General features: G+C 57.9%; 16 protein-coding genes. 6 read left to right on the top strand and 10 right to left on the bottom strand.

Annotated features, from left to right (window positions below; all coding sequences use genetic code 11):
• Positions 1-172: 172 nt before the first annotated feature.
• Positions 173-361 (top strand): hypothetical protein, encoded by a 189-nt coding sequence (locus tag M017_RS0114445; RefSeq protein WP_031498800.1) that lies wholly within the window; start codon positions 173-175, stop codon positions 359-361.
• Between the two features lie 54 nt (positions 362-415).
• Here the strand turns inward: M017_RS0114445 and M017_RS0114440 are convergent, their stop codons facing one another.
• The 4 genes from M017_RS0114440 to M017_RS0114425 form a co-directional block, all read right to left on the bottom strand.
• Positions 416-661 carry a hypothetical protein gene (locus M017_RS0114440; protein WP_031498799.1) on the bottom strand — a complete coding sequence of 82 codons (246 nt, stop codon included), beginning with the start codon at positions 659-661 and terminating at the stop codon, positions 416-418.
• Positions 662-700: 39 nt separating this feature from the next.
• The gene (locus tag M017_RS0114435) at positions 701-3202 is read right to left on the bottom strand and encodes an ABC transporter permease (protein ID WP_031498798.1); all 2502 of its coding nucleotides are present in this window, start codon (positions 3200-3202) and stop codon (positions 701-703) included.
• Between the two features lie 61 nt (positions 3203-3263).
• Positions 3264-3665 carry a hypothetical protein gene (locus tag M017_RS0114430; protein ID WP_031498796.1) on the bottom strand — a complete coding sequence of 134 codons (402 nt, stop codon included), beginning with the start codon at positions 3663-3665 and terminating at the stop codon, positions 3264-3266.
• 11 nt (positions 3666-3676) lie between these two features.
• Entirely contained in the window at positions 3677-4597 is a 921-nt protein-coding gene (locus M017_RS0114425) for a LysR family transcriptional regulator (RefSeq protein ID WP_051670095.1), read from the bottom strand.
• A gap of 169 nt (positions 4598-4766) precedes the next feature.
• Between M017_RS0114425 and M017_RS0114420 the strand changes: the two genes are divergently transcribed.
• Entirely contained in the window at positions 4767-5831 is a 1065-nt protein-coding gene (locus M017_RS0114420; protein WP_031498793.1) for a TIGR03790 family protein, read from the top strand.
• On the top strand, positions 5807-6295 hold the full coding sequence (locus M017_RS27740; protein WP_155121417.1) for a GNAT family N-acetyltransferase: 489 nt from the start codon (positions 5807-5809) through the stop codon (positions 6293-6295). The genes M017_RS0114420 and M017_RS27740 overlap by 25 nt, the downstream gene beginning before the upstream one ends.
• Here the strand turns inward: M017_RS27740 and M017_RS0114410 are convergent.
• The 4 genes from M017_RS0114410 to M017_RS0114395 all read right to left on the bottom strand — a co-directional run bounded on the left by M017_RS0114410 (position 6290) and on the right by M017_RS0114395 (position 9547).
• Positions 6290-7066: a S24 family peptidase gene (locus tag M017_RS0114410; protein ID WP_031498790.1), complete on the bottom strand. Its 777-nt coding sequence runs from the start codon at positions 7064-7066 to the stop codon at positions 6290-6292. The genes M017_RS27740 and M017_RS0114410 overlap by 6 nt on opposite strands.
• A 14-nt stretch (positions 7067-7080) precedes the next feature.
• Positions 7081-8109, bottom strand: a complete 1029-nt coding sequence (locus M017_RS0114405) for a VWA domain-containing protein (RefSeq protein ID WP_080507765.1) — start codon at positions 8107-8109, stop codon at positions 7081-7083.
• 72 nt (positions 8110-8181) lie between these two features.
• The gene (locus tag M017_RS0114400) at positions 8182-9213 is read right to left on the bottom strand and encodes a sugar kinase (protein ID WP_031498788.1); all 1032 of its coding nucleotides are present in this window, start codon (positions 9211-9213) and stop codon (positions 8182-8184) included.
• A 19-nt stretch (positions 9214-9232) separates the two neighbouring features.
• Positions 9233-9547 carry a hypothetical protein gene (locus M017_RS0114395; protein ID WP_155121416.1) on the bottom strand — a complete coding sequence of 105 codons (315 nt, stop codon included), beginning with the start codon at positions 9545-9547 and terminating at the stop codon, positions 9233-9235.
• A 146-nt stretch (positions 9548-9693) separates the two neighbouring features.
• Here M017_RS0114395 and M017_RS0114390 point away from each other — a divergent pair, with 146 nt between their 5' ends.
• The 3 genes from M017_RS0114390 to M017_RS0114380 all read left to right on the top strand — a co-directional run bounded on the left by M017_RS0114390 (position 9694) and on the right by M017_RS0114380 (position 21939).
• Positions 9694-10248: a hypothetical protein gene (locus tag M017_RS0114390; protein ID WP_155121415.1), complete on the top strand. Its 555-nt coding sequence runs from the start codon at positions 9694-9696 to the stop codon at positions 10246-10248.
• A 65-nt stretch (positions 10249-10313) separates the two neighbouring features.
• Positions 10314-16049 carry a DUF7948 domain-containing protein gene (locus M017_RS0114385; RefSeq protein ID WP_031498785.1) on the top strand — a complete coding sequence of 1912 codons (5736 nt, stop codon included), beginning with the start codon at positions 10314-10316 and terminating at the stop codon, positions 16047-16049.
• Positions 16050-16065: 16 nt separating this feature from the next.
• Positions 16066-21939 (top strand): DUF7948 domain-containing protein, encoded by a 5874-nt coding sequence (locus M017_RS0114380; RefSeq protein ID WP_474939337.1) that lies wholly within the window; start codon positions 16066-16068, stop codon positions 21937-21939.
• Here the strand turns inward: M017_RS0114380 and M017_RS0114375 are convergent.
• Complete coding sequence (locus M017_RS0114375; RefSeq protein WP_031498782.1) at positions 21936-23318, bottom strand: DUF1501 domain-containing protein; 1383 nt, start codon at positions 23316-23318, stop codon at positions 21936-21938. The two genes, M017_RS0114380 and M017_RS0114375, sit on opposite strands and share 4 nt — an antisense overlap.
• Before the next feature lie 2 nt (positions 23319-23320).
• On the bottom strand, positions 23321-26419 hold the full coding sequence (locus tag M017_RS0114370) for a DUF1553 domain-containing protein (RefSeq protein WP_238325897.1): 3099 nt from the start codon (positions 26417-26419) through the stop codon (positions 23321-23323).

The raw sequence follows: 26419 nt of genomic DNA, 5'->3' as shown, positions 1-26419 counted from the left end.
GATTAGGGGAATTAGCAGGATATCAAGCGGCGGACTGTCACAAGACTGTAACAAAATATTCCCAACGTGCGTATACTGTAACGAAGGCTTTGGATCTTGTTGTCCGGCCTTTCTCCTGAAAGACATTGTTTGTCTACCGCTAAATTCTCGAAACACCCTGAGGAGCGAAGCAATGGAGCAGGACAAAATTCAACTGGCGCGGCCGGAAGACGAAATGCAGAAACTTGGAATGCAGAGAGGCGTGATTCAGAATAGCTTGTACCGGACGCGGCGTGCGAACCGGATCGGGTGGATTCTCTTTGCCACGCTGATTTTATCGTTGGTAGGTAGTGTGCTCGCTGGAGTGCGGAGTCTGAACTAGAACATTCCGAACCAATCGAAAGTATCAAAGAGGTAGACTTCGAAGTCTACCTCTTTACTCTTTTGAAGGCGCAGCCTCGTCCTTGAGTTCAACACTGATGGTGAGCAAAGGCTTGAGGTGTGTCTGCTCAACCGGCTGTGCCTGTTGGTCGAGGCACTCGATATAGACACCCACCGGAATCGCTTCCGGAGTGGCAAAGCCAACCAAGGCGCTGTCGCGCTCCTGCAATGCGAAGGGCACGGATTTGCCGTTTTCGTGGAAGATGTGCAGCGTGCGTTTTTTCGCGAGCAGGAAGTTCACACTCCTCTTATCGGAACAGCTGCCCGCAATTCGATGAATTCATTCGTAGCGCAGCGCAACCATCGGATCCACACGCATTGCCCGACGGGCGGGAGGATAGGCGGCGAGCAATGCGATCAGGAAAAACAGCAAAGAGACAGCGCCAAAGTTGAGAGGATCAAGCGAGATGAGCCCGAGCAGCAGGCGATGCGCGAGGCTGGCAACAGCGCTGGCCAGGACAATGCCGCCGAGCAATCCGACCAGAACCGGCCGGCTGCTTTCCTGCAGAATCAGACGCAGTACGTCACGCTGCTGTGCCCCCACCGCCATGCGAATGCCGACTTCGCGCGTCCGCAGGACGACGATGTAGCTGACCGTCGCATAGATCCCCATCACCGCGAGCAGCAGTCCAAAGAAACCGAAGAGGGAGGCGACGGCAGCAGCGAGGCTCGCAATCAGAAAGAGCGGCTCATGGCGGCGCATCTCCTCAAAGGTCGAGAAGCTGAGCACCAGATCGGGCTGGAAAGAAGCGCTCATCCGGTCGATGGCTTGGAGCAGCGCGGCCGGGTCAGCATGCGTACGGACCAGGATTGAGTGAGGATGGAACTGGTCTACGGGGAGGGGGAAGTAAATCTCTTTCGCGCTGTTGCCGTCCAGATCCGGCTCCCGTTTGTCGCGAGCCACCCCGACCACCTCGTAGGAGGGCGCACTGAGGAAGTTCTGACTGCGATCTCCCGGCGCGGCGAGACGCAGTTGGCGGCCCAGCGGATTCTGCCCCGGCCAGAGCTGTTTTGCAACTGCCTCACTAAGGATTACCTCGCCGGTCGATTGGAAGCTGCGGCCGAGCACAAGCGGGAGGCCGATGCATTCAAAGTAGTTCGGCTGCACCTCGGTGGTCTCAACGGTTGATGGCGCTGTTTTCGTTGATTCCACCGGCAATGCCGCACGGTGGCGGACAACTTCTGGAGTCTCGGCACTGGTAACTACAGTGACTCCCGGCAAGGCGGCCAGACGCGTGCGCAGGCTGTCCATCAGACTCCGTTTGCGGGCCTCGCTCGGCCTCGCATTCTCGGGAAACTGGATTTCGATATCGATGAGTTGGTGGCTCGCGTAGCGATCGGAACTCTCGAGCGAGTGGAGCGAGCGCCGGATCAACAGCGTGCCGGCGAGGAGGAGCACCAGCGACAAGGCGACCTGAACGGCAACGAGGATGTCCTGGAGGCGGCGGCTTCCGATCGACGCGGTGGTCGAGCGCATGGCAGAGGAAAGCGCGACACCGGAACTCTCGAGCGCCGGGGCCAGCCCCGATAGCATTCCGGCCAGCAGCGAGATGCCAACAACATAGGCAAAGATGGCGAGATTCGGCGTGACATCGAAAATCAGCCCCCCAAACTCGACCGGCAGTGCCGTGGCGGAAAAGTTCGCCAGCCAGCGCAGCAAGGCCCAGGTGAGACACAGCGCACAGAGCCCGGCGAGCAGCCCGAGGCTTGTGTTTTCTGTCATGAGTTGGCGGATGACGCGGAGACGGCTCGCGCCGAGCGAGAGCCGGGTGCGCAATTCACTTTGCCGGGACCGCGCCCGCGCCAGTTGCAAACTGCCGACATTCGCACAGGCAACAGCCAGCACCATTCCGGCAGAAATCATGAGAAGCAGGATCACGAGTTGCAAGCCGCCGTAATAGGACAAAGGAAGCGGGAAGGGCGAGCCAGGCCAGACCAGCGCCGTTGCCGGGGACGCCGCAGCGGGCTCAAGATCGTGGGTGATGCGGGTGAGCTCTGCTTGGGTCTGGCTCCGTTGCGCACCGGGAGCCAGACGGCCAAAGAGCCGGTATGGGTGATTGTCGCGATTGCGCAACCACTGCGGGTCTGCCTGCAGCAAGGGATCGAGCCCGAGCGGCACCCAGAAAGCAGGCGCGTTGATTCCGGTACCGACAAAGTTGTGCGGCGTGATGCCGATGATGCTGACAGCGATCCCGTTCAGATGGATGGTCTTGCCGAGGATCGCCGGGTCCCCTGCAAAGCGCCGCTGCCAGTAGTTTTCGCTGATCAGCACGGTGGGAGCACCGCCCGGCTCAAAGCTTCGTCCCGCGAGCAGAGTAATGTCCAAGACCCGAAAGTAATTTTCAGAAACGACAGCGACACTTGCGTACTCGACATTGCTGGCTCCTGCCGGGAAGATACCAAGTTTGCCGATGCCCGAATCCTGAACGGCACTGCGTTGGCTGATCCTGCTGCCGGCATGGGACAGCGTGAAGTGGGCTGGCCGGAAGGCAACCAGACCGCGCAAGGAAGTATTTTGATCGCGATAGGCTTCGTAATCGGAATGGCTGAAGCGGAACTCGGTGGCGCCAGAGTCGCGCTGCAACGCAAAACTCACCATGCTGGCCGGATCGCGGGCGTCGAGAGGACGGGCCACCATTGCCTGGTACACGGTGAAAACGGCAGTGTTCACGCTGATGCCCACAGCGAGAGCAAACACGGTCACGATGGTAGCGCCCGGATGGCGAGCCATGAGACGAAGTCCTTGGCGGAAATCGTGCGCAATGCTATCAAGCAGAATCATGGAATCGTATCCTCATCCTGCCTGACGATGGGGAATCCGACTTATTTCAGCGGCGTGGCAACTAACGGGTGAAAAGAACCCAGAGGCCAATGCCGACCAGACCCGGCAGAAGCAGTTCCGCCCAGTTGCGCAGTCCCCAGGTGCGGACGGTGGGAACAAGCTCAGGCGCCGCTTCGCTGTGGCCCTCGCCGCTTTCGCTCGTCTCCTCCGCAATGCCAAGACTGCGCTTGAGGTAGCCGGGCCGCAAGCGGCTCTTCAGCGGACTCGGCTCGCCATTGAGGATCTTGCGGATCTCTTCACGGCCGCCACGATCGGCAATCAGAATCGTTGCGCTGTTCATGCCGCGCGTCGACAGAACCAGTTGCTTGCGGAGCTTGGCGGGAATCTCGTCGGGAGAACGGTAAACCTGGGTTGAATCGCCCATGGAGATGTAGACGGTTGTGCGCTTGATGGTCGTCTTCATGAGAGAAACACCTAGTCGCCCACTCCCACCAGGCCTAAGGGACGCATGTTGTCGCCCGCCTGATCGAGAATTACCTGAATGAAGCCAAGAGCGGCGCGGCTGAGTGACTTGTCTTTGCGGTAGATCAGGGCCAGACGCCGGATCATCGGCTCGGGGCCGAGTGCAATGGTGGCGAGCTTGCCGGCCGCCACTTCCTCACGGCAATGGGAGCCCGCCAAAAAGCTCACGCCCAAGCCAGCCATGACAAAGCGCTTGATCATCTCGGTTGAATCGAGTTCCATCGAAACCTGTAATTGCTCTTCGACCGGTTCGAGCCAGGAGTTTAACTTTGCACGGGTGGTGCCGGTCTTGGGAAGGAGGAGTTGGTAAGGAACAAGGTCGGCGGCTACGATTTGCCGTTTGGCGGCGAGAGGATGGTCGCGGGGAACCAGGACACGGATTTCATCGGAGTGGATTTTGACCACCTGGCATTTCTTCGCATCGACTGGAAGCTGCGTGATCCCGAAGTCTGCCATGTTGTCCTGCACGGCCTGGAGCACACGGGAACCATAGCTGCGGTCGACATGGAGTTGGACGTTGGGGAATTGTTTTTTGTACTCGCTGAAAACTTCGGGCAGGACGTAGATGCAGGTGGCTTCGTTGGCGGCAATGATGAGTTCGCCGCGGGGAACGCGCTCCAGTTCCTGGATGGTCTCCTGCGCGCGGCGCCGGAGATCGAGAATCTGTTCTGCATACTCTGCAAAGATCTTGCCGGCGGGAGTGAGCGCAATGCGGGTGCCAAGGCGCTCAAACAGATTCGAATTCAGCTCTTGTTCCAGTTGCCGCACCTGCGCGCTGATCGCGGGTTGGGTGCGAAAGCAGGTTTGAGCCGCCTTCGAGAAGCTCTTGAGGCGAACGATCTCTAGAAACGTATGTAGTTGGTCGAGATCCATTGGTTCTGGACGGTACGGCAAGGCCTCACATTCCCTACGCAGGTTGCGAGCTTTGCACTTGCGAGTATAGCATTTGAGGTATGCCGAGCCGCGATTTCGCGCTGGAGCAGAAGGGGGCCGGAGCGCATTGCAAGGCAGGATCAGGACTGGAGTTTTCTTTCTATTCGCATTGGCAACTTGGGCTGGAGACAAGAACAATGTGACGCTGGTGGTGAACCAGAATTCGGCTCTTTCGCGGCGATTGGGAGACTTCTATGCGAGTTGGCACGGGCTGCAGCCAAAGCAGATTTGCAGGGTCACGGCAAGCGAAGAGGAGATTGTCAGCCGGGAAGTCTATGAGCGGGAGATCGCCGGTCCTCTAGGGGAATGCCTGCAGCGGAACAAGACGGTCGAGAGCACCTATTACATTGTGATGACGCAGGGACTGGCAATCCGGATCTCTGCCACAAAAAAAGCAGAACCGCTCCGGACAGATGGAGCGAGCGTCGACAGTGAACTGGCCATGCTCTACGGCAAGCTGCATGGCGCCAAGATCCCCATTGAGGGACCACTCGACAATCCATTCTTCAAGCGAAAAGACGAACCGTTCTCGCACCCCGCAATCCCCCTCTACCTGGTGACACGGCTGGCCGGCTACAGCTTTGAGGATGCCAAGAAAGCAGTGGAGCGCTGCCGCGGCGCGAAGAATATCGGCAAAGTGGTGCTGGATCTCAAAGCCGACAATGACGCCGAAGGGAATGACTGGTTACTGAACACTGCGATTCTGCTGCCCGAAAATCGGGTGATTCTCGAAAGAAGCGCCGCCATCGTGGAGTGGGCCAAGAATGTGATCGGATACGCCAGTTGGGGGTCGAACGACCGGAATCGCAAGAGCCGCAAGAGTGGCATGGAATGGTTGCCAGGAGCGATTGCCGCCGAGTATGTCTCGACCAATGCGCGCACGATGAAAATGCCGCCCACCACCTGGACCTTGGGCGAATGGAGCAAGCCCGAAACCTTCTTTGCCGGAGCGCCGCAATCGATGATCCTCGATTATGTCTGGGAGGGGGTGAGCGGCATCTCGGGTTATGTCGATGAACCGTATCTCCGCTTCACCGTGCATCCCGATGCCTTGTTTCCGCCCTATCTCAGTGGAAGGAATCTGGCGGAGAGTTTTTATCTCGCCTTGCCCGTGCTGTCCTGGCAAAGTCTGATCGTAGGAGATCCGCTGTGCAAGCTCGAATCGCAACCCTAGCCGACCGGGATCTGCTCGTCATGATGGGCCGCCGGACCTTCTTTGAGACCTTTGCCGGAACTTGCAGCGACGAAGACATGCAGCTTTTTCTCGACAGCTCCTATGCGCCAGAGAAAGTGCAGACCGAGTTAGAACAGCAGCTGTCGCACTTCCTGATTCTTGAGGATGAGAGTGGTGCGCTTGGTTATTCACGACTGCTGGGATTGGACACAGAATTGGTGGAGTTGGTGCGCTTCTACCTGGAGCAGCGCGCCATTGGCACCGGGGCAGCACACCGCTTGATGGAAGATAGCCTCGAACTGGCCCGTGCGATGGGCTATCGGCGCATCGTGCTCGGCGTTTGGGAGAAGAACCTTCGCGCCCAGCGCTTCTATCAGAAGTGGGGCTTTGCCAAGTGCGGCGAGAAGGTCTTTCCGGTGGGCAATGATCCGCAAGTGGATTGGTGGTACGAGCGCGCGCTATAAGACGCAGACAAACTCGGCGAGCACAGCGTAGCGGTCTTCGTCCGCGCTCAGATGGAGAACGGGGAAATCCGGGTTGAGCGGGTGGAGTTCGATGCTCTCGTGAGTCCAGTCGCCTTCCGCAGAGACAGACTTGTTTGATTGGTACACCTTGAGCGTGTAGCGTTCGCCGCCAGACGTCGATTCGCTGCGATCCTCCACCAGCACACGCTTGCCATTGCGGGACCCGGCGGTGAACTTGCGAAAGACGCAAAGACTCCCGGAGGGCACCAGCGGCTGCATGCTGCGGCCGTACACTTCACAAACAAACATGCCTTTGTTGAGCCGCAAGCCTTCGGGCGCCTCCACCCAATCCTGGACTTCATTTGGATCGGCGATTTGTTCCCCAAAAGCCCCCGCGGCAGAACGCAGGGCATAGCGCGGGAGATGCGTGACATAGGGCTCGACCGTCACCGGAACATACTCCCGGTAAAGCTGGTGGAGCGTGAAATCCAATTGCGAGGAGGAGACTTCGTTGCGCTCTCCCAGGCGCAGCGTGTTGCTGAGCGTGTCTTCGAGAAAGGCCAGGCAGCGCGCGGCGCCCATCTCGCGACTGAGTTGCTTCAAATGAGATTCGATGCCAGCAAGAATCTCAGCATCCTCAGGCTCCGCCAGATGATGCCAGTCCCGCCGCAGCTTCACCCCCATGCTCTCGCTCGCAGGATCGTACAGCAGCACTCCGGCGGGCTCTTCCGGTCTTCCGGGGAGGGCGACGCTGAGAAGGGAGAAGAGCATGTCTTTCTTATCGGTTAAGGATTTGCGGGGTAATATCCGGAGCGGAAGCGAATTTTGAGGTTGGCGATATTGGGTACCTCAACCCGGATCTTGCGGAACGCCTTGCGGTCATCGGTACTAGTGGGAGAGTAACGGATGATGTATTGGGTGGTGATCTCGCCCTGGATGGCGGCAACGGCGTTGAACATGCCCTTGGCCAGTTCTGCAGCATATTGCCCAGTGCCCACCTTCAGCGCGTAGTTGCCTTCATCGCTGGGAGTGGAAAGAAAACCCGAAACGTCCTTATACAAACCTTCGAGCGGAAAGACAACACGGCCACCGGTCTCCTCCGCCAGGCGGAGCAAGTTCTTCTCGCCTTCCTGCTTGAAACCAAAGGCAACCGTGCTCATGCCGAAAATGGTGACCAGGTTGCGCTGAGCCAGTTCGATGACTTCATCGAGACTCTTTTTCGATGCCGAGTCATGCCCGTCGCCAATCACAACAATGACGCGGCGGGGTTCAATCGGCTCGCCACGCACCAGCTTGCGATTGGTACAGGCAAGATACAGCGCATCGTAGAGAGCCGCACCGCCCCCGGGCTTGATCTTGCGGATCTTCTCCTGGATCTTGTCCGGCGAATTTGTCGTATCCACAGCCACCTCGGCGGTGGTCGAGTAAGTGATGAGATAACCGGCAGTCTGCTTCGGACCTTCCTGGGGAAGCAGCGCGAGAACCAGTTCTTCGGTCGCCTCGGCGAAGGTCTTCCAATGGAGGCGGTTCAGGTTGCTCATGTCGAGCAGGAAGCCGACGACAACGGGCTGTTCGCGCTCCGCGTTGAAGTAGGTGATCTTCTGCTCTTTGCCCTCATCGAAGATCTTAAAGTCCGGCTGCCGCAAATCGCTGACGAACTTTCCCTTGTCGTCCGTAACGGTAATTGGAACGATTACCTCACTGGTGGAAACCGAAAGGGGCTTCGTTGCCTGGGCAGCATCTAAAAAAGAAGAAAAAGGAGCGCCGTTCAGCAACGCCGATCCCGCGAGCATGAAGTGACGGCGTGAAGTCATAAGGATTGAAACAACTCCTATTGTAACGGCGCTCCGGAAAAAAGGTTTCCTGTGTTTGGAGACTTGGAAATTTTATCGTTGTACGCGGCCAGAACCGCCACCCTGGACCAAACCCTCAACTTCTTCACGAGTGAAGCGGTTGAAGTCACCTGGGATGGAATGCTTCAAGCAACTGGCAGCCACAGCGAATTCGAGAGCAGCCTGGGGCGTCTCAAGCGCCAGCAGGCCGTAGATCAGGCCGCCAGCAAAACTGTCTCCACCGCCGACACGGTCGACAATATGCGTGATGTCGTAGCGTTTTGAGACCAGAAAATTCTTTCGATCATTGAAGCAGGCCGACCAGCCATTGTGAGAGGCCGAGAAGGACTCGCGCAAGGTGATCGCAATGGAACTCACCTGCGGGTAAGCGGCCAGCACCTTTGCGCTGAGTTTTTCATAAGCACCGTGATCGAGCTTTCCAGAATGGACATCGGCTTCGCTTTCGATTCCGAGCGCCATCTGGCAATCTTCCTCGTTCGCAATGATCACGTCCGTGTGTTCGACCAGCAGCGGCATCACTTCACTGGCCTTCTTGCCGTACTTCCAAAGATTCTTACGGAAGTTCAAATCGAGACTGACTTTGCAGCCAACGGCTTTGGCCGCTTTCACGCTTTCGATGGCAAGCTCGGCCGCACTGGCGCTGATCGCCGGAGTGATCCCGGTGATGTGGAACCAGCCCGCACCGGCAAATACCTTGGCGAAATCGATTGCACCCGGTTTCGCAATGGCAATCGAAGAGCCTTCGCGGTCATAGACAACTTTCGAAGCGCGTTGGTTTGCACCCGGCTCGACGTAGTAAATGCCGAAGCGTCCTGCGCCACGCGCCACCTGCGAAACGTCCACGCCAAAACGGCGCATCTCGCCCAGAAAGGCGTCGCTAATGGGATTCTTGTCGGGAAGCACCGTAGTGTAACGGGCTGGCCAACCAAAGCCCGAGACGCTGACCGCAACGTTTGCTTCCCCGCCCCCGAAGGTGGCGACGAATTGTGGCGATTGCAGAAAGCGCTCGAATCCAGGAGGCGCCAGACGGAGCATGATTTCACCAAAGGTGACTACGGGCTTCATAGAGTGCAGACTTTCGATTTTACCCTATCAACATCCAAACCACGAAGGCAAAGATGACAGCAATTTCGCCCAGCATCAGGATCGTGCGGAGCTTGAGAAAGCGTTGCCAAGCCAGACGGGGACGATGATCGGGAAATTGCGACTCATGCGCTCGCAAAGCGTCACGCCAAGCCGGCGGAGTCAGGAAAGAAAACAGATAGGGATAATCGAGACGGCGAGGATCGTAGCCAGGAGGCAGCAAGCGCGCGATCTCGTCCCGGACCGCACGAAACGCGATTCGCTCCCGCAGCAGCGTCAATAAGACGCCCGTGTTGGCAGCCAGAAGAAACATCATCCAAATGAAAATAGTGTGAGTACGATCCAAGGGGAAACTCTCTAGAATCATTGCATGGAAAAGGAGCAAATCCGCTCTCTAGGTGGAGCTTCAGCCTTTAACCTGATATTGAACCAGTGGAATGGAATTGGGAGGAGTGGGACGGCTTGGAAAAAACAGCGAATGAGACGGTGAAGTGGCGCACTCTGGCAGGAATCGCCATCGCAGGCCTGATCCTGACAGAAGGATTGCGCCGGATCGTGCCCGGGCCGCCCGATGCCCGAGGTGGCGCGTTGCTGTATTGGTTCTTCGACCATGTCTTTTTCCATGGAAAATTTCTGGTGCTCGCCGTGCTGGCGCTGACACCCCAACCTCGCCGCCTGGGGTTGAAATGGGTGATGCCGCTACTTGGCGCCGTATTGATGGTGGGTTCGTTTCTGCAACTTGCCCACCCCGCCTTTCTCGGACTGGTGGGACTGCTTCTGGGAGTGGCCCTGCAGAATGTGCAGGATAGCGAGAGCTTCGATATCTTACTGGTCATGGGCGGGCTGGCGCTGGGAATTCCGTTGAACGGTTTCACTGGCCTGATGGCGGCAAAATCCGGATTTGCACCCACCTTGATGGATCCGCTCTTCGGCGCAACCGCTGGAGTGGGCTGCGCAGCGATCGCCTGTTCCATGGTTGGTCTTTATCTACTCATCTGGCGCCGGATCAAAAACTAGCTCCTTCAAATACGAGGACTATCTCTGAAATTGTTAAATTGAGTTTCTTCAATTCAACGTTTAGGATGGAGGAATTGCTTCCTTACAGAGTTTTTCCCATTCTCATCTTGTTGAGCTATCTTCCTGTCTGTTTTGGCGCGACCAATAAGGGAGTTCCCCTTCGTGGTTTTGAGCAAAACCAAGGACAAAGCCAGTCTGGTGCACAGTTTGTAACAAGACAGGGTTCCTTGATTTTACGGGCCGGAGACTCGTCGCTGGACTTTGCCGCAGCAGATGGCAGTGTTCTTTCCCTCTCGCTTCTTGGCGCAAAGGGGAAGTGGGTGGGAGAGCAAGCCACCGGAGAAACGGTGAGCTATCAGATAGGGAAAGACCCCAGCCGCTGGGTGACGGATGCACCGAAGTTCGCGCGCCTGCGCATGAAAAATGCAGTTCCTGGCGTGGACTGGATTGTGTATTGGAGCAACGGGAAAATCGAGTATGATTTCCTGCTCGATCGGGCCGATCGCATTGCTTCGATTGAACTGCAATGGCAAGGGGTGCCGGTGGCGTTTCGGGCCGATGGGCGGGTCGAGGCCAGCCTGGGCGGCGTGCGCTGGACGCAGCACTTACCGCGTTTCTTTCAGGGCAGCAAGGAGTATCCTGGGGCACTCCTCGCACAATCAGAGAATCGGGCCCGCTTTCGCCTGGATGGGACGCTCAAAGGAGCAGTGCGGATTGATCCGGTGATCGAGATCGCTGGTGTGATTGGCGGCGAGGGCGAGGAGAAAGTGGCCCTGGTGACCGCCAACTATGTCGTGGGGACGACGCGCTCGCAGTCCTGGGAAGGAGACGGAAGACGGAGCGGCTCCGATGTCTTTGTTCGTTATTACCAAGGTGGGAATGGCTATCGGACAGTGTTTTGGGGCGGGAGTGGAGACGAGGAGCTGAATCCCGCCGTGGCGCTGGAGCTTTTCCCCAATGCTTCCAGGGCTCAGTATGTCGGAGGATGGACAAACTCGCGCGATCTCCCCATTGCCAACTGGTATTACGGAGGTGGCGAAAGTGACGGACTGATTCTCAGCTTTGATGAGCAGGGCCGCTTCGCCCCGCGCATGATGTCGACGGAACATACGGAGCGGATCACGGCGGTAGTGAGCACCCGGACTTACGATTCGCGACTTTATTATGCCGGCGACATCGAGCTGTCCGGCCGCCCGGGCTCCCGCGGATTTGTCGCATTGACTGGCAATCAGGACCTCTACTGGATCGGAGAAGGCAATGGGAAGGATCACATCCGGAGTATTCATCTTCTCGATGCGACAAAAGGCGAAATCCTGTTTGCCGGGGACACGGAGACCGCGGATATGGCGGGTCCACACCCGGAGTGGCACCGCCCGAGTGGGGCAAGAGACGCCTGGATTGGATTGGTACGATTCACCTCGGGCCTACCCGAACTGCAATGGCAGGGCGCCTACGGCGGGTCGGCGAACGAAGAGGTCGCCGGAATGATTTCTCTGGCCGGACATGGGCTGTTCGTAGCCGGAACCACGAATTCTCACAACCTCACTCTCCTCCAGGCATCTCAGGAAGCTTACGGCGGTGGAGCGACGGACGGCTTCCTGCTTCGCTTCAGCTCTAATGGAACAAAACTGACCCATGCCACTTATTGGGGCGGGGGCGGCGCGGATCGCGTAGAGCACGTCTCGGCTTATGTGGGAGATCTGTTGCTTTCCGGGTCTTCTGATTCGAAAGATCTACCCATGCCCCCCTCCAGCTTGACGGCCGCGCATGGAGGGTTGGACGGGGTACTCGCCACCTTTGATTCCACACTTCGTCCGTACTGGGGCGCGCGCATAGGAGGACCGGGTAAGGATCGAATCCACTACGCAGCACAGATGGAGATCTCCGGCCCTCTCCATCTGGCTGGCATCACCGATCAATCGGATTGGGTGTCCGCCTTACAGCCAGAACTTTTGCTCGATTCTCCCCAGCCTGGCGGCGGCAATGACGCCTTTCTGCTTCGTCTTCGTGCGCCGATCCTGAGTGCGCCAGACATCATCCTGGGCAACAACCTGCAGACGACCGTGACCCTCCAATCGGTTTTGGATTCCAGCGTCGTCGGAACCGTCCGTGTCGAATCCGCCAATCCCGAACTCGTGAAGTTGGGATACGGGGACCAATCGACGAAAGAGCCATTCTCCAGCTTCTTTCTCTACAAGGTGGGACAGCCGCTCAACTACAACCAGCCCGGGAACTTCGCAGTCCATTCGATGGGCGGCGAAGGCAGTACGGAAATTATTCTGAGCGCTCCAGGAATTCCCGAGCGTCGCTTGCGGGTGCAGGTCGTGCCCAGCGCGATCTATCCACGCGAGCCGCAGTTGACGGGATTCGTAGGGAGTAGCATTTCCAGTACTATCGAGCTCAAGCCCATCGATCCCGATACGTCGCTTCCCAGCGAAACACAGAGACCGCGCGCTGGCCTGGAGCCGACGATCAGCTTCGTCTCCAGTGATGAATCGGCTGTGCGGGTCCGTCCGGACCTTACCCCCAACCTGCAATTGACGCGAAACCTGGAATTGCAAAAGGTGGGCAATTACGAACTCATTCCTAGCTCCCCGTACTTCGCCACCGGAGCAGTCCAAAAGATTCGAGTCTGGACAGCGGCCGCGAGCGAAAACGACCCGAGCCGTCTTTCCAACCGGGCTACGGTGCTGGGCGGCCTGACTTCCACCAGCTACTTCCGCTCGGGAATTGGCGAGGTCACCATTACGAGCGAAGACCCGTCGCTCATTCTGGTGAGCCGGACGAATTTCGAAGCGGGCCAGCCTTCGATCGTAGTCGAGTCGCCGGCAGGAACCTACGGAGCGAACACCTATTTCATCCAGGCGATCGGAAAGTCTGGAAGCACCCGTCTGATCTTTTCCGAGGCAAAGGGCGTCACCTACACCCTGGACTTGACTGTCGTACCCAGCTCGGCGCGAATCAATATCAATCCACGAGTTCCCGTACTGAGCACCCAAAGTCTTTCGTTGTCATTCGTAGCGATCCATCCCATGTCCGATGTGCTGAGCCTCGCAAGCGCGCCCCTGGCGCCTGAGGTCCCGTTCCTTGATTTCCAATGCACGCGAGGACGGATTGTCTCTTTTGATTCTTCCAAAACCGAGATGACCTTCTCTCAGACAGGTCCGGCACGCTGCTCGCTGTCCCTCCCCTCTCAAAAGTTCGCCTCCCCCTACGTCTGGGCTGACTTTACCGTTGTCCCGCAATCGATCTACACGGGAGGCCCTGAGATCCTGATTCCGGAAGGAATGGAGAGTCAGGTCACCTTCCTCACGGAATTTGCGACGGCGATGCCAACCCGGAATCTCCGCTACGAATATTCCAATCCGGGAGTGGCCGAGTTTGTGTCGAACAACCAAATCACGGCGACGGTGTTGCCGCTACCCACCGCTTCGACCTCCGTCGTCATCCGCGCCCTGGGGAAGGTGGGAGACAGGACGATGCTTCGCTTCACAGATTCGTTCCTCAATGGTCTGGAAATTCCAGTCCGCATCATCAGCGCTCGCATGACAACCGAGCTTTCCCCGGTGAGGATCACGGCGTCAACGATCTCGTTGACCGTGAGCATTGAGGGAGATGACGGAGGGAAGTTGGTTAGCGGCGCCTTCTCTAACCCGCGGCCGATCACATTCGGCGCCAATTCTTCTGATCCACAGATTTGCACAGCAACCGAAACGGTGAAACCAACCTACGGAAAGGCCTTCCAGCTCCCCATCCAATGTATGGGAAGCGGTGAAGTGACCATCCGCATCTTTGAGAAGACCAAAACGTTAGCAATGCCGGAGCTTGCCGTTCGCCTCATCAGCGGAGGAAATCCGGCAGGGATGAGTTCGTCGTTACGCCCCGTGATCCTCGCTCCGAATCTGCAGGTCGGATGGAGCCTGTTCCCGAATTTCCCGGGAGCAGAGTTCCAATTGCGTTCTTTGGACCCCAGTCTGATTTTGATTTCGACACAGCCCGGCGCAATGGGAAAAGAATCGGTTCAGGTAAAGTCGAATTACTCTTCCTACAACCCGATCTATATCCAGGCTCGTCAACGAACTGGAGAAACGGAAATCCTGGTCGAATCCACGGCAGGGCCTTCGATGAGAATTCCGGTTCGTGTGGGCCCCGCGACGATCGTGTTTCGCACCGAGTCCAGCAGCGGGCAAAGATTGCCCGGCGCAGAACTCAGCTTGGAACAGCCCGGCGCAAACGTGCGGGGCTCTCTCAGGATGCTCATCGCCCCCATCGATCCTGTCTCTGGAGAAGTAGAAACATTGGGCTCCAATTACGTCGGCCCGGTTACCCTGACTCCCGAAACGGAGCCATTCCTCCTGCGAATCCGCAGCGCGGCTCCGGAGATCGTGCAAGTCGAGGGCCCCAGCCCCGTCGTACGCTTCCCCTCAGACTCCTTCAATGGATTGACCGTCAACTTTTCAGCATTATCCGCTGGCACAACTTACCTGGAGATCGATCAGCCGGAAGGATATACGGCCACTCCGGCCTCGAAAGCAAAGATCAATGTCCGCCAAGGGACACTCTCCGCCAACGGATGGCTGCTGGTGGGGCGAGGCTTCGAGAGTCGTGTCTCGTTTCGGATTGAGGGAACCTATTCCCTACCCAATGGAATCAAGATTCGCTCCTTGAACCCGGACGCCCTGCTCGTTTCATCGACCGGCACAAGCATCGGGACCGAGAGCGCCTCTCTGGCGAGTGACGGAAGCGTCTACCTCCAGGCGGTGATGAAGGAAAATAGCTCGGCAAGATACGAGGTCAGCTTGGAACGGGATGGATGGGAGCCTCAGACCTTCTCCGTCTACCAGGAACCCCTGGCGCTCGGATGGTCTTCTTCGAATTGGTCCACGCCTTATCACATCGGAGAAGCCGGCCAGGCTCTTCAGCTTCGGATCGAGTATATTCCGAACTACGCGAAGTCGGCAGGGGGGGGGCTGCGCCCACTGCCTGGGCGCGATCTGGAGTTCCGCATTCGTTCGAGTCGCGAAGACGTCGTTTCCTTCCCGTCCGGAAATCGGGGAGTCATCAATTCAAACGGCCTGTATGCTTCGGTTCCGATCCAATTCAACAGCGTCGGCGAGGCCGAAGTGTCCGTGGAAGGGCCGGCGGACTTAGAGGTCCTGGCTACGCCGCAGACCATTCGAGTCATCCCCTGGAGCTTCGAGGGCTATCCCCGATCCTTTGGACGTGGGACAGTCTCGCTCATGAGCATCAGCCTGCCGTCTTCCTCGAGAGAAATGGTAAAGCTTCGGGTCAGTCCCGAGAGTGGCTTCCGACTGGGATCCAGCGCCACGACCGCCCTGGCCACGGAACTCAGTGTGCAACCTTCCGCCTATCGACAACTAGAAGTTTACGTGGCACTCAGCAATGATGCAAAAAACGGCGAACTGTATCTCAGTTCCCCTGGCTATACCGACGGTAAGGTAGTGCTGTCTGCCGTAGATGCTACCTTCTTCGCCGATGCCTCCAGAATCTCCCAAGTGAGTCTGACGCAGGGCACAGTGGAGCTTCCTCTCCAACTGGGGTGCAATTACTCCTGCGCGGGATTGAGTCCGTTGATTGGACCAATTGAAATGACCCTTTCCACCTCAGCGCCGGGCATTGCCAAGTTTCGCGATTCCAAAGTCACATGGATGCCAGGTGACTCGATCAAAAATCTGAAACTGGATCTTAGTGGGGCCGGTGCAGTGGTACTCCGCATTTCCGTTCCGGCGTTTGGAACGGCTCCCGCGCAAACAATCGAATCTCTGATCAACGTTCGCTAAGTAGATATATATCCCGATGAAAACCATCTCCCTAATTCTTGCCTCCGCAATATGTATGTTGGCGAGCACGACGTCAAAGGACGCCTCATTTGAAAAGAACCTCGGCCAAGTGGATCCGAAAATCGAATTCTTCTCGAGACAAGGACAGGGATTTGTCTCGTTTCGATCCGATGGGTTCCGGCTCCTGCAGCCCGACGAAGCCGGAGACATGCAGGAGCTGTCGATCACGCTGCCAGGCATCCAAGCGGGCAAATGGGAGCAGGTCGGTCCGATCGGCAGAACGATCAGCTACAAGACCGGAAGCGACCCGAAGCAGTGGGTGGAGAATGCTCCGCAGTACGAGCGAATCATTCGCAAAGGAGTCTACCCCGGAATCGACCTCACCTTCTATCGAGTTGCGGGAAAGCTGGAGTATGACTTCATCGTGCATCCCGGCGCGGACCCGAAGCGCATCCGTCTGCGTTCGAGCGAGCCGCTCCAGTTGCAGGACTCTCAGCTCGCGACAAATGTGGGAAGTCGCAAGCTGACACAACTGGCGCCGCAGCTGTACCAGGACACTCCGGCTGGGCGGGTGCCGGTCAACGGTGGATTGTATTCCTGCGGTTCAAACGAGTTCTGTTTTCAGGCAGACACTTATCGACGCGATTTGCCGTTGGTCGTTGATCCGGTCCTTGAGTTCGCCACTTACTTGGGAGGCGAGGGCGATGATCGATTGACCGTTGTCGGGAACGGCTATGCGGCAGGCTCCACCACCTCCATCGCCTTACTGGGTGCGACGCCCGCCAAGCGCCGTCAGCGCGACATCATGGTGCGCTTTCTCAGTCCGACGCCAGCAGCCCAGCAACTTGGGACCGTCCTGTTCAATGGATACACGATGGTTTTTGGAGGGTCTGGCGATGATGAGGTTGCATCGGCCACGATGGTCTCTCTGTCCGCAGCATCCAGCTACACCACCGCCTATTTGGTTCTGACCGGAACTACCTCGAGCAGAGATTTCTCGCTGGAATCGAGAAAATTTGTTAACGAGTATGGAGGGGGCCCCTCCGATGCCTTCGTTCTTACGTTGCAGGGCTATTGGACTCAAAGCATCCAGTCTTCTATGTCCATGTCCGGACGATATATCGGAGGGTCAGGAGCAGACCGCGCAAACGCATCCCTCTATTTGAACGGTTCCATTGTGGTGGTCGGCTCCACAGACTCCAGCGACTTTCCGGTCGCAAAGGCATTCCAATGGGAACAGGGAGGGGGTACAGATGCATTTGTCTCGACGGTGTCCGCCTCCGACTTGTCAAAATTGATGTTCTCCACTTACTGGGGAGGAAGCGGGGATGATGTCGCCTCCGCCATCGCCTATTCCGGCGCTCCGTTGAACAGCATTCGATTTGGAGGAGAGACTCGCTCCCCGGTGTTTCCGGCTGTGGCTGGAGACTTATCGGGACCGAGCGATGCATTCCTGGTCGATATCATTGCCGGAACAACGAGCTCTGGCTTGGCGATAGAACCACAATTCATCGGCGCGACACGCCTCGGAGGCAGCGGAGAAGATCGCATTCTCGGTCTCAGCACCCTCTCCGGAGCGCTGGGAGTTGCCGGGGAAACGACCTCTCCAGATCTCCCGGTGCGCCACGCCGTACAGGAGCGCTTGGGCGGCGGCGTCGATGCGTTTTTTGGGATCTATCGTGCAGGCGCCTATGACCCCACTCATCTCACCTATGTTGGCGGCTCGGGCACAGAGTCCATCCGCACACTGACCTCAGGAATAGGAGGTTTCGCATTTGGCGGCTCTACCACCAGTCCGGATCTTCCCACCAGCGGCGCGCTGCAATCGAAGCTCAATGGTTCTAAAGATGGCTTCTTCGGGTACATCACGGCTTCGGGAGAATGGAATCAACTCAGCTATTTTGGAGGCTCCGGCGAGGATGAGATCAACGGCATCTACTTGACCTCGACGGGTTTGCTTAGGCTTGCTGGAACAACCACTTCACCCGACCTGCCCACCAAAAAATCCTGGCAGATGAAACTCGATTCCGGCGTGGACTCGTTCCTTGCCGATGTAACGACACAAACCCTTGAAATTCCGGAAACGATTTGGGTCGCCAAGGGAGCCCGCACCACCATATCGCTACGATCGTCGGCCAATCTGCAACTGGATCCCATCACGATACGCGTCGAAGACCCCTCAGTTGGCGGCGTGCTGCTGAATGACCAAACCAAGGGCGAAGCAACTTTTCTACTTTCGACCTATAGCGGCGCGGCCAGCCTGCAATTCGTTGGACTCCAGGACAGCGGCGATACGACGGTCACGTTCAGCATGCCCGGATTTCCGACTCGACGCGTGCAACTCCGCACGGGCGCCTTTTCCTATTCAGTGTCTGTTCCAACCGTTCTGGACATGCTCGTGAGCGCAGGGACGATTTCGACTTTCCCCGTAATCGTCGGCCCCGATGGAACGGTGAATGCGAGCTTTCAATCGTTCTACCTGGCTCCATCGATGCCTGCGCCCCAGTTCCGATTTGAGGTATCCGACCCTTCCGTGGCGTCGATTAGCAAAGAGCCATCCAGCTACAGCGCCAGCAACTATGACGTCACCCCCCTGGCGCCGGGCGTGGTCACAGTCACCGCGACGTCGAATTACCCCGTTTACCCGATCGGCGCCTTGCAGATGCGGATCGTTCCCGCCCGGCTCACAGCCGCACAAGACCGTATCGTTATCTACAAAGGTCAAACCACCTCGATCTCGTTTTCGAGTCGATTGAGAACGAACCAAACCGCTCCTATATATCGAGGAAAATTCAGGGTCGAGAGTGAAGATCCGAGTCAGGTTCTCGTCGGAATCTCAACTGGAACGAATGCGATCCATGCCGCAAGCGCCGAGCTTTCGATCGAACAGCCGACTTCCTCTCTTAATCTCTTTGTGAAGGGTGTCGCCTCTGAGGGGAGCACGCGGGTCCGACTCCAATCGGATCTTTTTGAAGAAGACATCTGGGTCCAGGTCGACTTGCGCAAAGTGAGGGTGGAATTCTCTGGCGGAACCAACAGTACGGGCGGACCAGCCGATGGTGTTCAAGCGCCTCCCAATGTGGATTTCTATCTTGCAGCGAAGTTCTTTTTTGACGGCGAGAAGACCAACCTAAACCCTTACCCCTATCCGACGGCAAAAGCGCTCAGCAGCAACCCGGAGGTGATCAAAACGAATGCGAACAGCAGCCCGATCGCGAACAGCTTCGGCCCCTTCCGAGGACTTGCGAAGGGTAAGGCTACGCTGACGGTGAGCATGGATGATGAGTCCTTCTATGCGCCCGAGCCGATCGAAGTCACCATTCGCGACAACCCGCCTGTCGAGATCTCAATCCCTGCGGTCACGGTGGGGAAGGATCTCCGGCAATCGGTTGGTTTCAGCGTTCCGAATTACGCGAAAGAGACGATGAAGATCACCGTGGATGACGCCTCGCTCGTGCAACTCGCAAACTCTTCCGCACAAGAATATTCCTCGAGTCTCACCCTTGGCAATCGAGACAGCTCGATCTACTTCAACTTTGATGTCATCGGACTTGCGGCCGCTGGAGAGACCACGGTCCGGGTCAAGATCGATAATCGGCAGGAGTTCTCCTTTCCGGTACGTCTGGCGCCCTCGGGCTTCGCTTTTACGACGACCCAAATTGAGTCCTTTGTTTTCGGCTATATGAATGACAGCGTCCGGGTGACCTCTTATCTTCTCGACCCCGAAACCGGCATTCCGATGCTGGCCCAGGCAATCCGCCCCGGCCTCAGCGCAATCGTCAAATTGAGCTCCGATCCCAAGTACGTAGCACTATCCAAAGATCAGTGCATGCTTCTCAGTCCGGCCACTTACTGCATCGTCACGCCGATCCTGGCCAGTGCGGGCGATTCGGAAATCGTGCTTGCCCCCGTCCAAGGCTTTTCGGTTCCGTCCCGCCGCACCCGCCTCTCAATGCAGATCCGCACGGCTAGCTTGACGAGTTCGAGCAACTACGCAGTGAAAGACATGCTGGTCCAAAGCCGCATGACGATTGAGGGGAGTCCGAAGAATTCTGTGACCCTGACCTCACTCGATCCTTCCAAATTCCTCCTCAGCAATTCTCCAAACGATCCCGGAAAGACTTCGATCCAGGTCAGCAGTAGTGCAGACTTCTATTTCCACGGCCTGACGGAGGAAGGATCGGGGAGCCTCAGAATGCAAAGCGACCAGGCGGAAGAAAGCGTCGTGCGGATCTACATGAGATCAGCGCTCCTTGCGATGAATCTCAATTCGTATGCAGGAACCCCACAGTTGAAGGTCCGAACCAATACGCCCGTCACCTGGTCAGCGTCGATCACGACGCCAGACCGCTTTGCAACCGCAGGCCCGCGACCGGGCGTCGGGGAGATTAGCCTACAAATCTCAAACTCAAATCCAGGAGCATTGAAGGTGACGCCGAGTGGCGTGTTCAAGCCAGGCGTTGGCTATCTCAACGTCAAGCTCGACGCCCTTGCGCCAGGAGAGGCGGATCTGAAATTTGAAATCCGTCCGCCGGGCAATCCGGTTTCCGTCGCCGGGCCCTACCGGGTGACCACCCAGAAAGCCGCTTTAACCATGCCTCCGAGCATTGTCTCTCGAGGTATCTGGAGCGCATTATCCGTCCAGGTAGAAACTGGAGGAAGTGGTCCGGCCGACAATGCAATCCTATCCGTCCGGAGTCTCGACCCGAGCAAACTCGTTCTCCGCCGCAGCACCGGAAACTCGGCTGCGTCTCTCAATGTCGTCTGGAATGCGAATACACAAAACTCCGAAGTGTTTTATGCGGAAGCGCTTGCATTCGAGGGGACAGTCGAAATCGAGTACACATTGGCCTCTTACGAAACCGGTAGAACAACGCTCTACCTGAACAACTCTTACTTTCAGTTCTCAGAATACGGTTCTCCGGATCGAATGAGCTTGGCGCTCGGCCAGGAAGCTCGCAGCAGCGTCCGCATCTATCCCATCCCAAGACCGGAGTTGAGTAAAATTATTTCCGGTAGCGGGTATGGATCTCTATATCCAGCAATGGATCCCCTTCTGTTTTTGCTGGAGTCCAGCAACCCCAAAGTTGTGAGCGTCTCCTCGGCCCGCAACCTCAATTACGGCCAGAGCGACTTCATAATTACCGCGGTAGGCGAAGGAACAGCAACACTCCGGATTGGCGTTCCAGAGGGCTTTGCGGCCGCACCGCCTGCGCTGGATCGGGCGCTGACGGTTACTGTCAGCCTACCCTCGATTCCGATCAGCTCTGGAGCCCTAACCGCTTACTACAATTCGACCACGTCGAGTTACATCAGTTCGGGCCTGAAAAACGTAGTGACGGTCCGCTCCCTCAAACCCGCATCGTTGTTGCTCTCACGGACGAATAAAGTTCTCCCCGCCGCAAGCCTCACCATAGAACCTGGAGCGAGTACGAGCTTCTATCTGCATGGCCTCGCCAGTAGTGGAAGTACACAGCTTCTTTTCAGCGCCCCTGGATATCTGGACACGGTGCAAGAGGTAAGATTCGCCCAGACCGGCTTTGTGCTGAGCGACGCGATGTACTCGTCGAACACGATCACCATACCAGTGGGGCAAAAGCGGAAAATGGAGATTGTCTTCACCTCCGTCGATTCCGAAGGGAGAAGTGCTGGGAGGCTTTGGGATGGGCTGCGTCCGGGGGCCTCACCCGTACACCTATCCGCGAGCAGCTCTGAGCTCGGGGTGTTGAAGCTGCCCGCGCAGACAGTGGTTTTCGCACCGGGAGAGTCGACGAAGGAAATTGAAATCGAGGGCTTGAAGCCGGGTTCCACGGTGCTCGAGTTAACAACGCCAGAAGGATTTGCGACCCCGAGCATCCGATCCATTCTGGTGCGCGTCACCGCCCCCTAGCTCAGCAGGGGCCTCACTACCCTGCCCTTGACATCGGTCAGGCGGTAGTGGCGCCCCTGAAACTTGAAGGTGAGTCGGGTGTGGTCCACTCCGAGCGCCTGGAAGATCGTCGCGTGGAGGTCGTGAAGATCTACCGGGTCTTGTGCGATGTTGTACGAGAAGTCGTCGGTCTCGCCATAAGTAAGACCACCCTTGAAGCCGCCACCAGCGAGCCAAGCCGTAAAGCAACGCGGATGATGATCGCGACCGTAGTTGGTCTCCGTCAGCGTGCCTTGCGAGTACACCGTACGGCCAAATTCGCCCATCCAGATCACGAGAGTGTCCTTCAACAGTCCACGCTGCTTCAGGTCTTGCACCAGCGCCGCCGAGGGCTGATCGGTTTCCAAACACTGGCCACGGATCTCCTTCGGGAGATTCGTGTGCTGGTCCCATCCCCGGTGGAAAAGTTGCACGAAGCGGACGCCCCGCTCCACCAGACGCCGGGCCAGGATGCAGTTAGCCGCATAGCTGCCAGGCTTCTTGGCCTCAGGACCGTACATCTCGAGAGTCTCTGGCGATTCCTTCGACAGATCGCTCAACTCGGGAACACTCGCTTGCATCCGGAAGGCCATCTCGTATTGCGCGATGCGTGTTGCAATCTCGGGGTCCTGGTATTCGTCGAGCTTGATCTGATTCAGTTGTCCGAGGTCGTCGAGATACTTGCGACGCGCCTCGCGCGAGTAGCCTTCGGGATCGCTCAGATAGAGCACCGGATCAGCGCCACCACGGAACTTTACTCCGGTGTACTTGGTGGGGAGGAAGCCCGAGCCGAAGCTACGATCGGCAAGCGCTTGCGTGTTACCGCTGCCTTGGCTCACCATCACGACATAGGCGGGGAGATTCTGATTCTCGCTGCCCAGGCCATAAGAAACCCAGGAGCCAATGCTGGGACGCCCGGCAAGCTGGAAGCCGGTTTGGCAAAAGGTCACCGCCGGATCATGATTAATCGCCTCCGTATGCAGACTCTTGACGAAGCAGAGATCGTCCGAGACCTTTGCCATGTGAGGCACCAGTTCACTGAACCATTGTTGCGACTGGCCGTGCTGCGCAAACTTGAAGATCGTGGGCGCCGTTGGGAAGCTGTCCTGATAGGCGCTCATGCCGGTGAGGCGCTGGCCGTTGCGAATCGAATCCGGCAGGTTCTGCCCGCGGCGTGCTTGCAGGCCGGGCTTCCAATCGAAGAGATCGAGTTGGCTCGGCGCGCCATGCTGGAAGAGCAGGATCACGTTCTTTGCTTTTGCCGGGAAGTGCGGCAGGCCGACCGGCGTGTCTGAATCTTTACCCAATAAAGAACCAAGCGCGGCAAAACCGATGCCGGTGAATTTACGTCTGGTGTGCATCGTTAGTCCTTTGTAACTGCTTCATCGAGATTCAGAATCAGGTTGCCCACCGCCATATAGGCAGCCTGTTCCTGCGGCGGAATCGTTTTGGAAACGGGCGACTCGCCCTTGGACAAGTAAGTATCCACGCGTCCTGGATTGCTGGCGAAGTAGTCGCGATGGTAGTTCAGGTTCGATTTGAGGATACTGAGTTCCTTGGGCGTTGGAGTCCGCGAGAGCAGCAGCTTCATGCCGTAGCTGAGACGGGCCTCGTCGGTCGCGCCGCCTTCTGCGATCATGCGGCGCCCGATCTGACGCCCGGCTTCAAGGAAGGTGACATCGTTCATCAGATTGAGCGCCTGCAGCGGTGTGTTACTGCGTGATTCGCGCACCGTGCAGCTCTCGCGCGTCGAGGCGTCGAAGGTAACCATCATTGGCGGCGCGATCGTGCGCTTCCAGTACATGTACAGCGAGCGGCGGTAGAGGTCTGCGCCGTGGTCCTGCTCGTAGTCCATGTTCTGCATCGACTGCTCTTCCCAGAGCCCCGCAGGCTGGTAGGACTTGGTGCTGCGGCCACCGAGTTTCGGATTCAGCAGACCTGCGGCGTAGAGCGCCTGGTCGCGAATCGCTTCGGCGGGCAGACGCAGACGGGGGCCGTGGGCGAGCCATCGATTTTCGGGGTCACGCTGGGTGAGATCGGGAGTGGTGCGCGAATCCTGACGATAGGCGGCGCTGGTCACCATCAGCTGCATCATGTGCTTGAGGTCCCACTTGGATTCCACAAACTCCGTGGCGAGCCAATCGAGGAGTTCGGGGTGCGAGGGCCATTCGCCTTGGTTACCGAAGTCTTCCGTCGTCTTGACGATGCCCGTGCCGAAGATCGCTTGCCAGAAGCGGTTGATGTTCACGCGAGCAGTGAGCGGGTGGTCCTTTGCCGTCATCCACTGCGCCAGGCCGAGGCGGTTGTTCGGCGCGCCTGCGGGGAGCGGCGGCAGAAAGCTGGGCACTCCAGGCTCCACCTTCTCACCGGGCTTGTCATATTCACCCCGTTGCAGGATGAAGGTGTCGCGGCGAACGGGCATTTCCGCCATCACCATGACGGTGGGGAGCTCGAATTCAAAGAGCTCGCGATCGTGTTCCAACTGCTGGATCCTGGCCCACAGTTCCCGCTGCGGCTGAGGAGCTCCCGCCTCGAGATAGGCTGCGCGCAGCACTCGCTTGGCATGAGGAGAGCTCGGATCTTGCGCGAGTTGCTGGAGGCTCTTGCCTTCGGCGAGAACCGCGATGTCTTCTGTCGAGAGTACGCGTGACCAGACACCGAGTTCATCGAAACGGCCGGCGAAACGCTTGGTGGGGCCACCACCGGCGCCGATGCGGAAGGGTTCAGGAAACTGCTTGGCTGCGTTATTAAAGGGCCGGTAGATCGCGTCGATTTCGATCTTCAGCGGCACCGGCTTGCCATCCACATAGACCTTGATACCGTCGGCCATGCGAGAGCCGTTGTAGGTGAGCGTCACGTGTTGCCAGGTCTTGGGCTGGAGCACGGCTTCGCTGTCCATGCGGATTGCGTCGTCGGCAAATTCCGAAGTGAAGTGGACGTGGATCTTGCCCTCGCGCGCCTCGAGGCCATAGCCACGGCCCTTCAAGCGGTCATTCATGCGCGAAAACAAGGTTCCGTTCGGCAGCTTGTCGGAGTAGACCCAGGTTGCAATGGTGAAGCGTTCTTCGATGTCGAAGTTGGCAGCTTCAAATCCGGCGTCGAGATAGTTAGTGCCATCGAGTTCGACCGCCTTGCCGATGCGGCCCGGCACAAAGCGCACGATGCCCGCGTTGGCCCGTGTCTGCTCGGGGTCCTCAAAGCTGAGCTTCCGCTTGAGGTCGACGGCGGGGACCCAGTGCTGTTCCGGCTGCTTCAGGAGCGAGGTCTGCCAGCTTTGCTGCTGGGTGGCCGAGACACGCAGCGCCTTACGCGCCTGCTCGATCGACTGATCCAACTGCGCGAGCTTTGCCTGCTGGTCTTGCGTGGGCGCGGCAATGAGCGGCGGCGAGTTGCCGTACTTCATAGCGCGGCCGTGCTCGGGCACATTGTTGAAGTAGGCGTAGAACTGGTACATCTCCTTCTGCGTCGTCGGATCGTACTTGTGGTTGTGGCAGCGGGCGCAGCCCATGGTGAGACCGAGGAACACAGCGCTGTTTGTCTCGACGCGATCGATCACATACTCCACCGCGTACTCTTCGGCAACGATGCCGAACTCCGTGTTCGCGCGGTGGTTGCGATTGAAGCCCGTGCCCATCTTCTGTTCCATGGTCGCGTTGGGCAGCAGGTCACCGGCAATCTGCTCAGTAATGAAATCATTGAAGGGTTTGTTCTTGTTGAAGCTCTCGATGACGTAATCGCGCCAGCGCCACATCTGGCGTTCCCCGTCGTATTGGTAGCCATTCGAATCGGCATAGCGCGCGTTGTCGAGCCAGCGCATGGCAAGGCGTTCCCCGTACTTTGGGTTGGCCAACAGACGCTGGACGACCTTGTCATAGGCATCGGGGGACTTGTCCTTGAGAAAGGTATCGACTTCAGCCGGAGTCGGGGGCACGCCGGTCAGATCGAGGGTGACGCGGCGGATGAGCCGGTCCTTGGACGCCTCCGGGCTGGGCTTGAGACCTTCGCGATCAAGCTTGGCGAGGATGAAGTTGTCGATGGGATTGCGCGCCCATTTCTCGTCCGAGACCTTGGGCAAGGCAGGGCGCACGGGAGGAATGAAGCTCCAGTGCTTCTGCCACTGTGCTCCTTGGGCGATCCATTGAGTAAGGGTGTCGCGCTCGGCCTGGGTGAGGACGTGACCGGTGAAGATGGGGGGCATCTTGCGAGCCTTCGAATCGGTGTTGATTCGTTTCACGAGTTCGCTCGCCTCGGGATTGCCGGGGACGATAGCGCGGTGGCCGCCGAGGTCTGCTTTCGCCTGAGCTTCGATGTCGAGACGAAGCGGAATGCCCTTGTTCTTCGCGTCGGCACCGTGACAGGCCAGGCACTTGTCGGAGAGAATCGGCCGGACGTCGCGATTGAACTCGATAGGCGCCGCTCCAAAGCTGAGGGTGGAAATCGCGAGGACAAGGAGGAGGCGCAT

The organism is Bryobacter aggregatus MPL3 (assembly GCF_000702445.1).
GTDB lineage: Bacteria > Acidobacteriota > Terriglobia > Bryobacterales > Bryobacteraceae > Bryobacter > Bryobacter aggregatus.
This window is presented reverse-complemented; position numbering and strand designations above follow the sequence as displayed.

Excerpts from the sequence above, each read along its gene's own strand:
- M017_RS0114445 (WP_031498800.1), top strand. The coding sequence starts at position 173 with ATGGAGCAGGACAAAATTCAACTGGCGCGGCCGGAAGACGAAATGCAG.
- M017_RS0114435 (WP_031498798.1), bottom strand. The coding sequence starts at position 3,202 with ATGATTCTGCTTGATAGCATTGCGCACGATTTCCGCCAAGGACTTCGT.
- M017_RS0114430 (WP_031498796.1), bottom strand. The coding sequence starts at position 3,665 with ATGAAGACGACCATCAAGCGCACAACCGTCTACATCTCCATGGGCGAT.
- M017_RS0114425 (WP_051670095.1), bottom strand. The coding sequence starts at position 4,597 with ATGGATCTCGACCAACTACATACGTTTCTAGAGATCGTTCGCCTCAAG.
- M017_RS0114410 (WP_031498790.1), bottom strand. The coding sequence starts at position 7,066 with ATGCTCTTCTCCCTTCTCAGCGTCGCCCTCCCCGGAAGACCGGAAGAG.
- M017_RS0114405 (WP_080507765.1), bottom strand. The coding sequence starts at position 8,109 with ATGACTTCACGCCGTCACTTCATGCTCGCGGGATCGGCGTTGCTGAAC.
- M017_RS0114400 (WP_031498788.1), bottom strand. The coding sequence starts at position 9,213 with ATGAAGCCCGTAGTCACCTTTGGTGAAATCATGCTCCGTCTGGCGCCT.
- M017_RS0114395 (WP_155121416.1), bottom strand. The coding sequence starts at position 9,547 with ATGATGTTTCTTCTGGCTGCCAACACGGGCGTCTTATTGACGCTGCTG.
- M017_RS0114385 (WP_031498785.1), top strand. The coding sequence starts at position 10,314 with ATGGAGGAATTGCTTCCTTACAGAGTTTTTCCCATTCTCATCTTGTTG.
- M017_RS0114380 (WP_474939337.1), top strand. The coding sequence starts at position 16,066 with ATGAAAACCATCTCCCTAATTCTTGCCTCCGCAATATGTATGTTGGCG.
- M017_RS0114375 (WP_031498782.1), bottom strand. The coding sequence starts at position 23,318 with ATGCACACCAGACGTAAATTCACCGGCATCGGTTTTGCCGCGCTTGGT.
- M017_RS0114370 (WP_238325897.1), bottom strand. The coding sequence starts at position 26,419 with ATGCGCCTCCTCCTTGTCCTCGCGATTTCCACCCTCAGCTTTGGAGCG.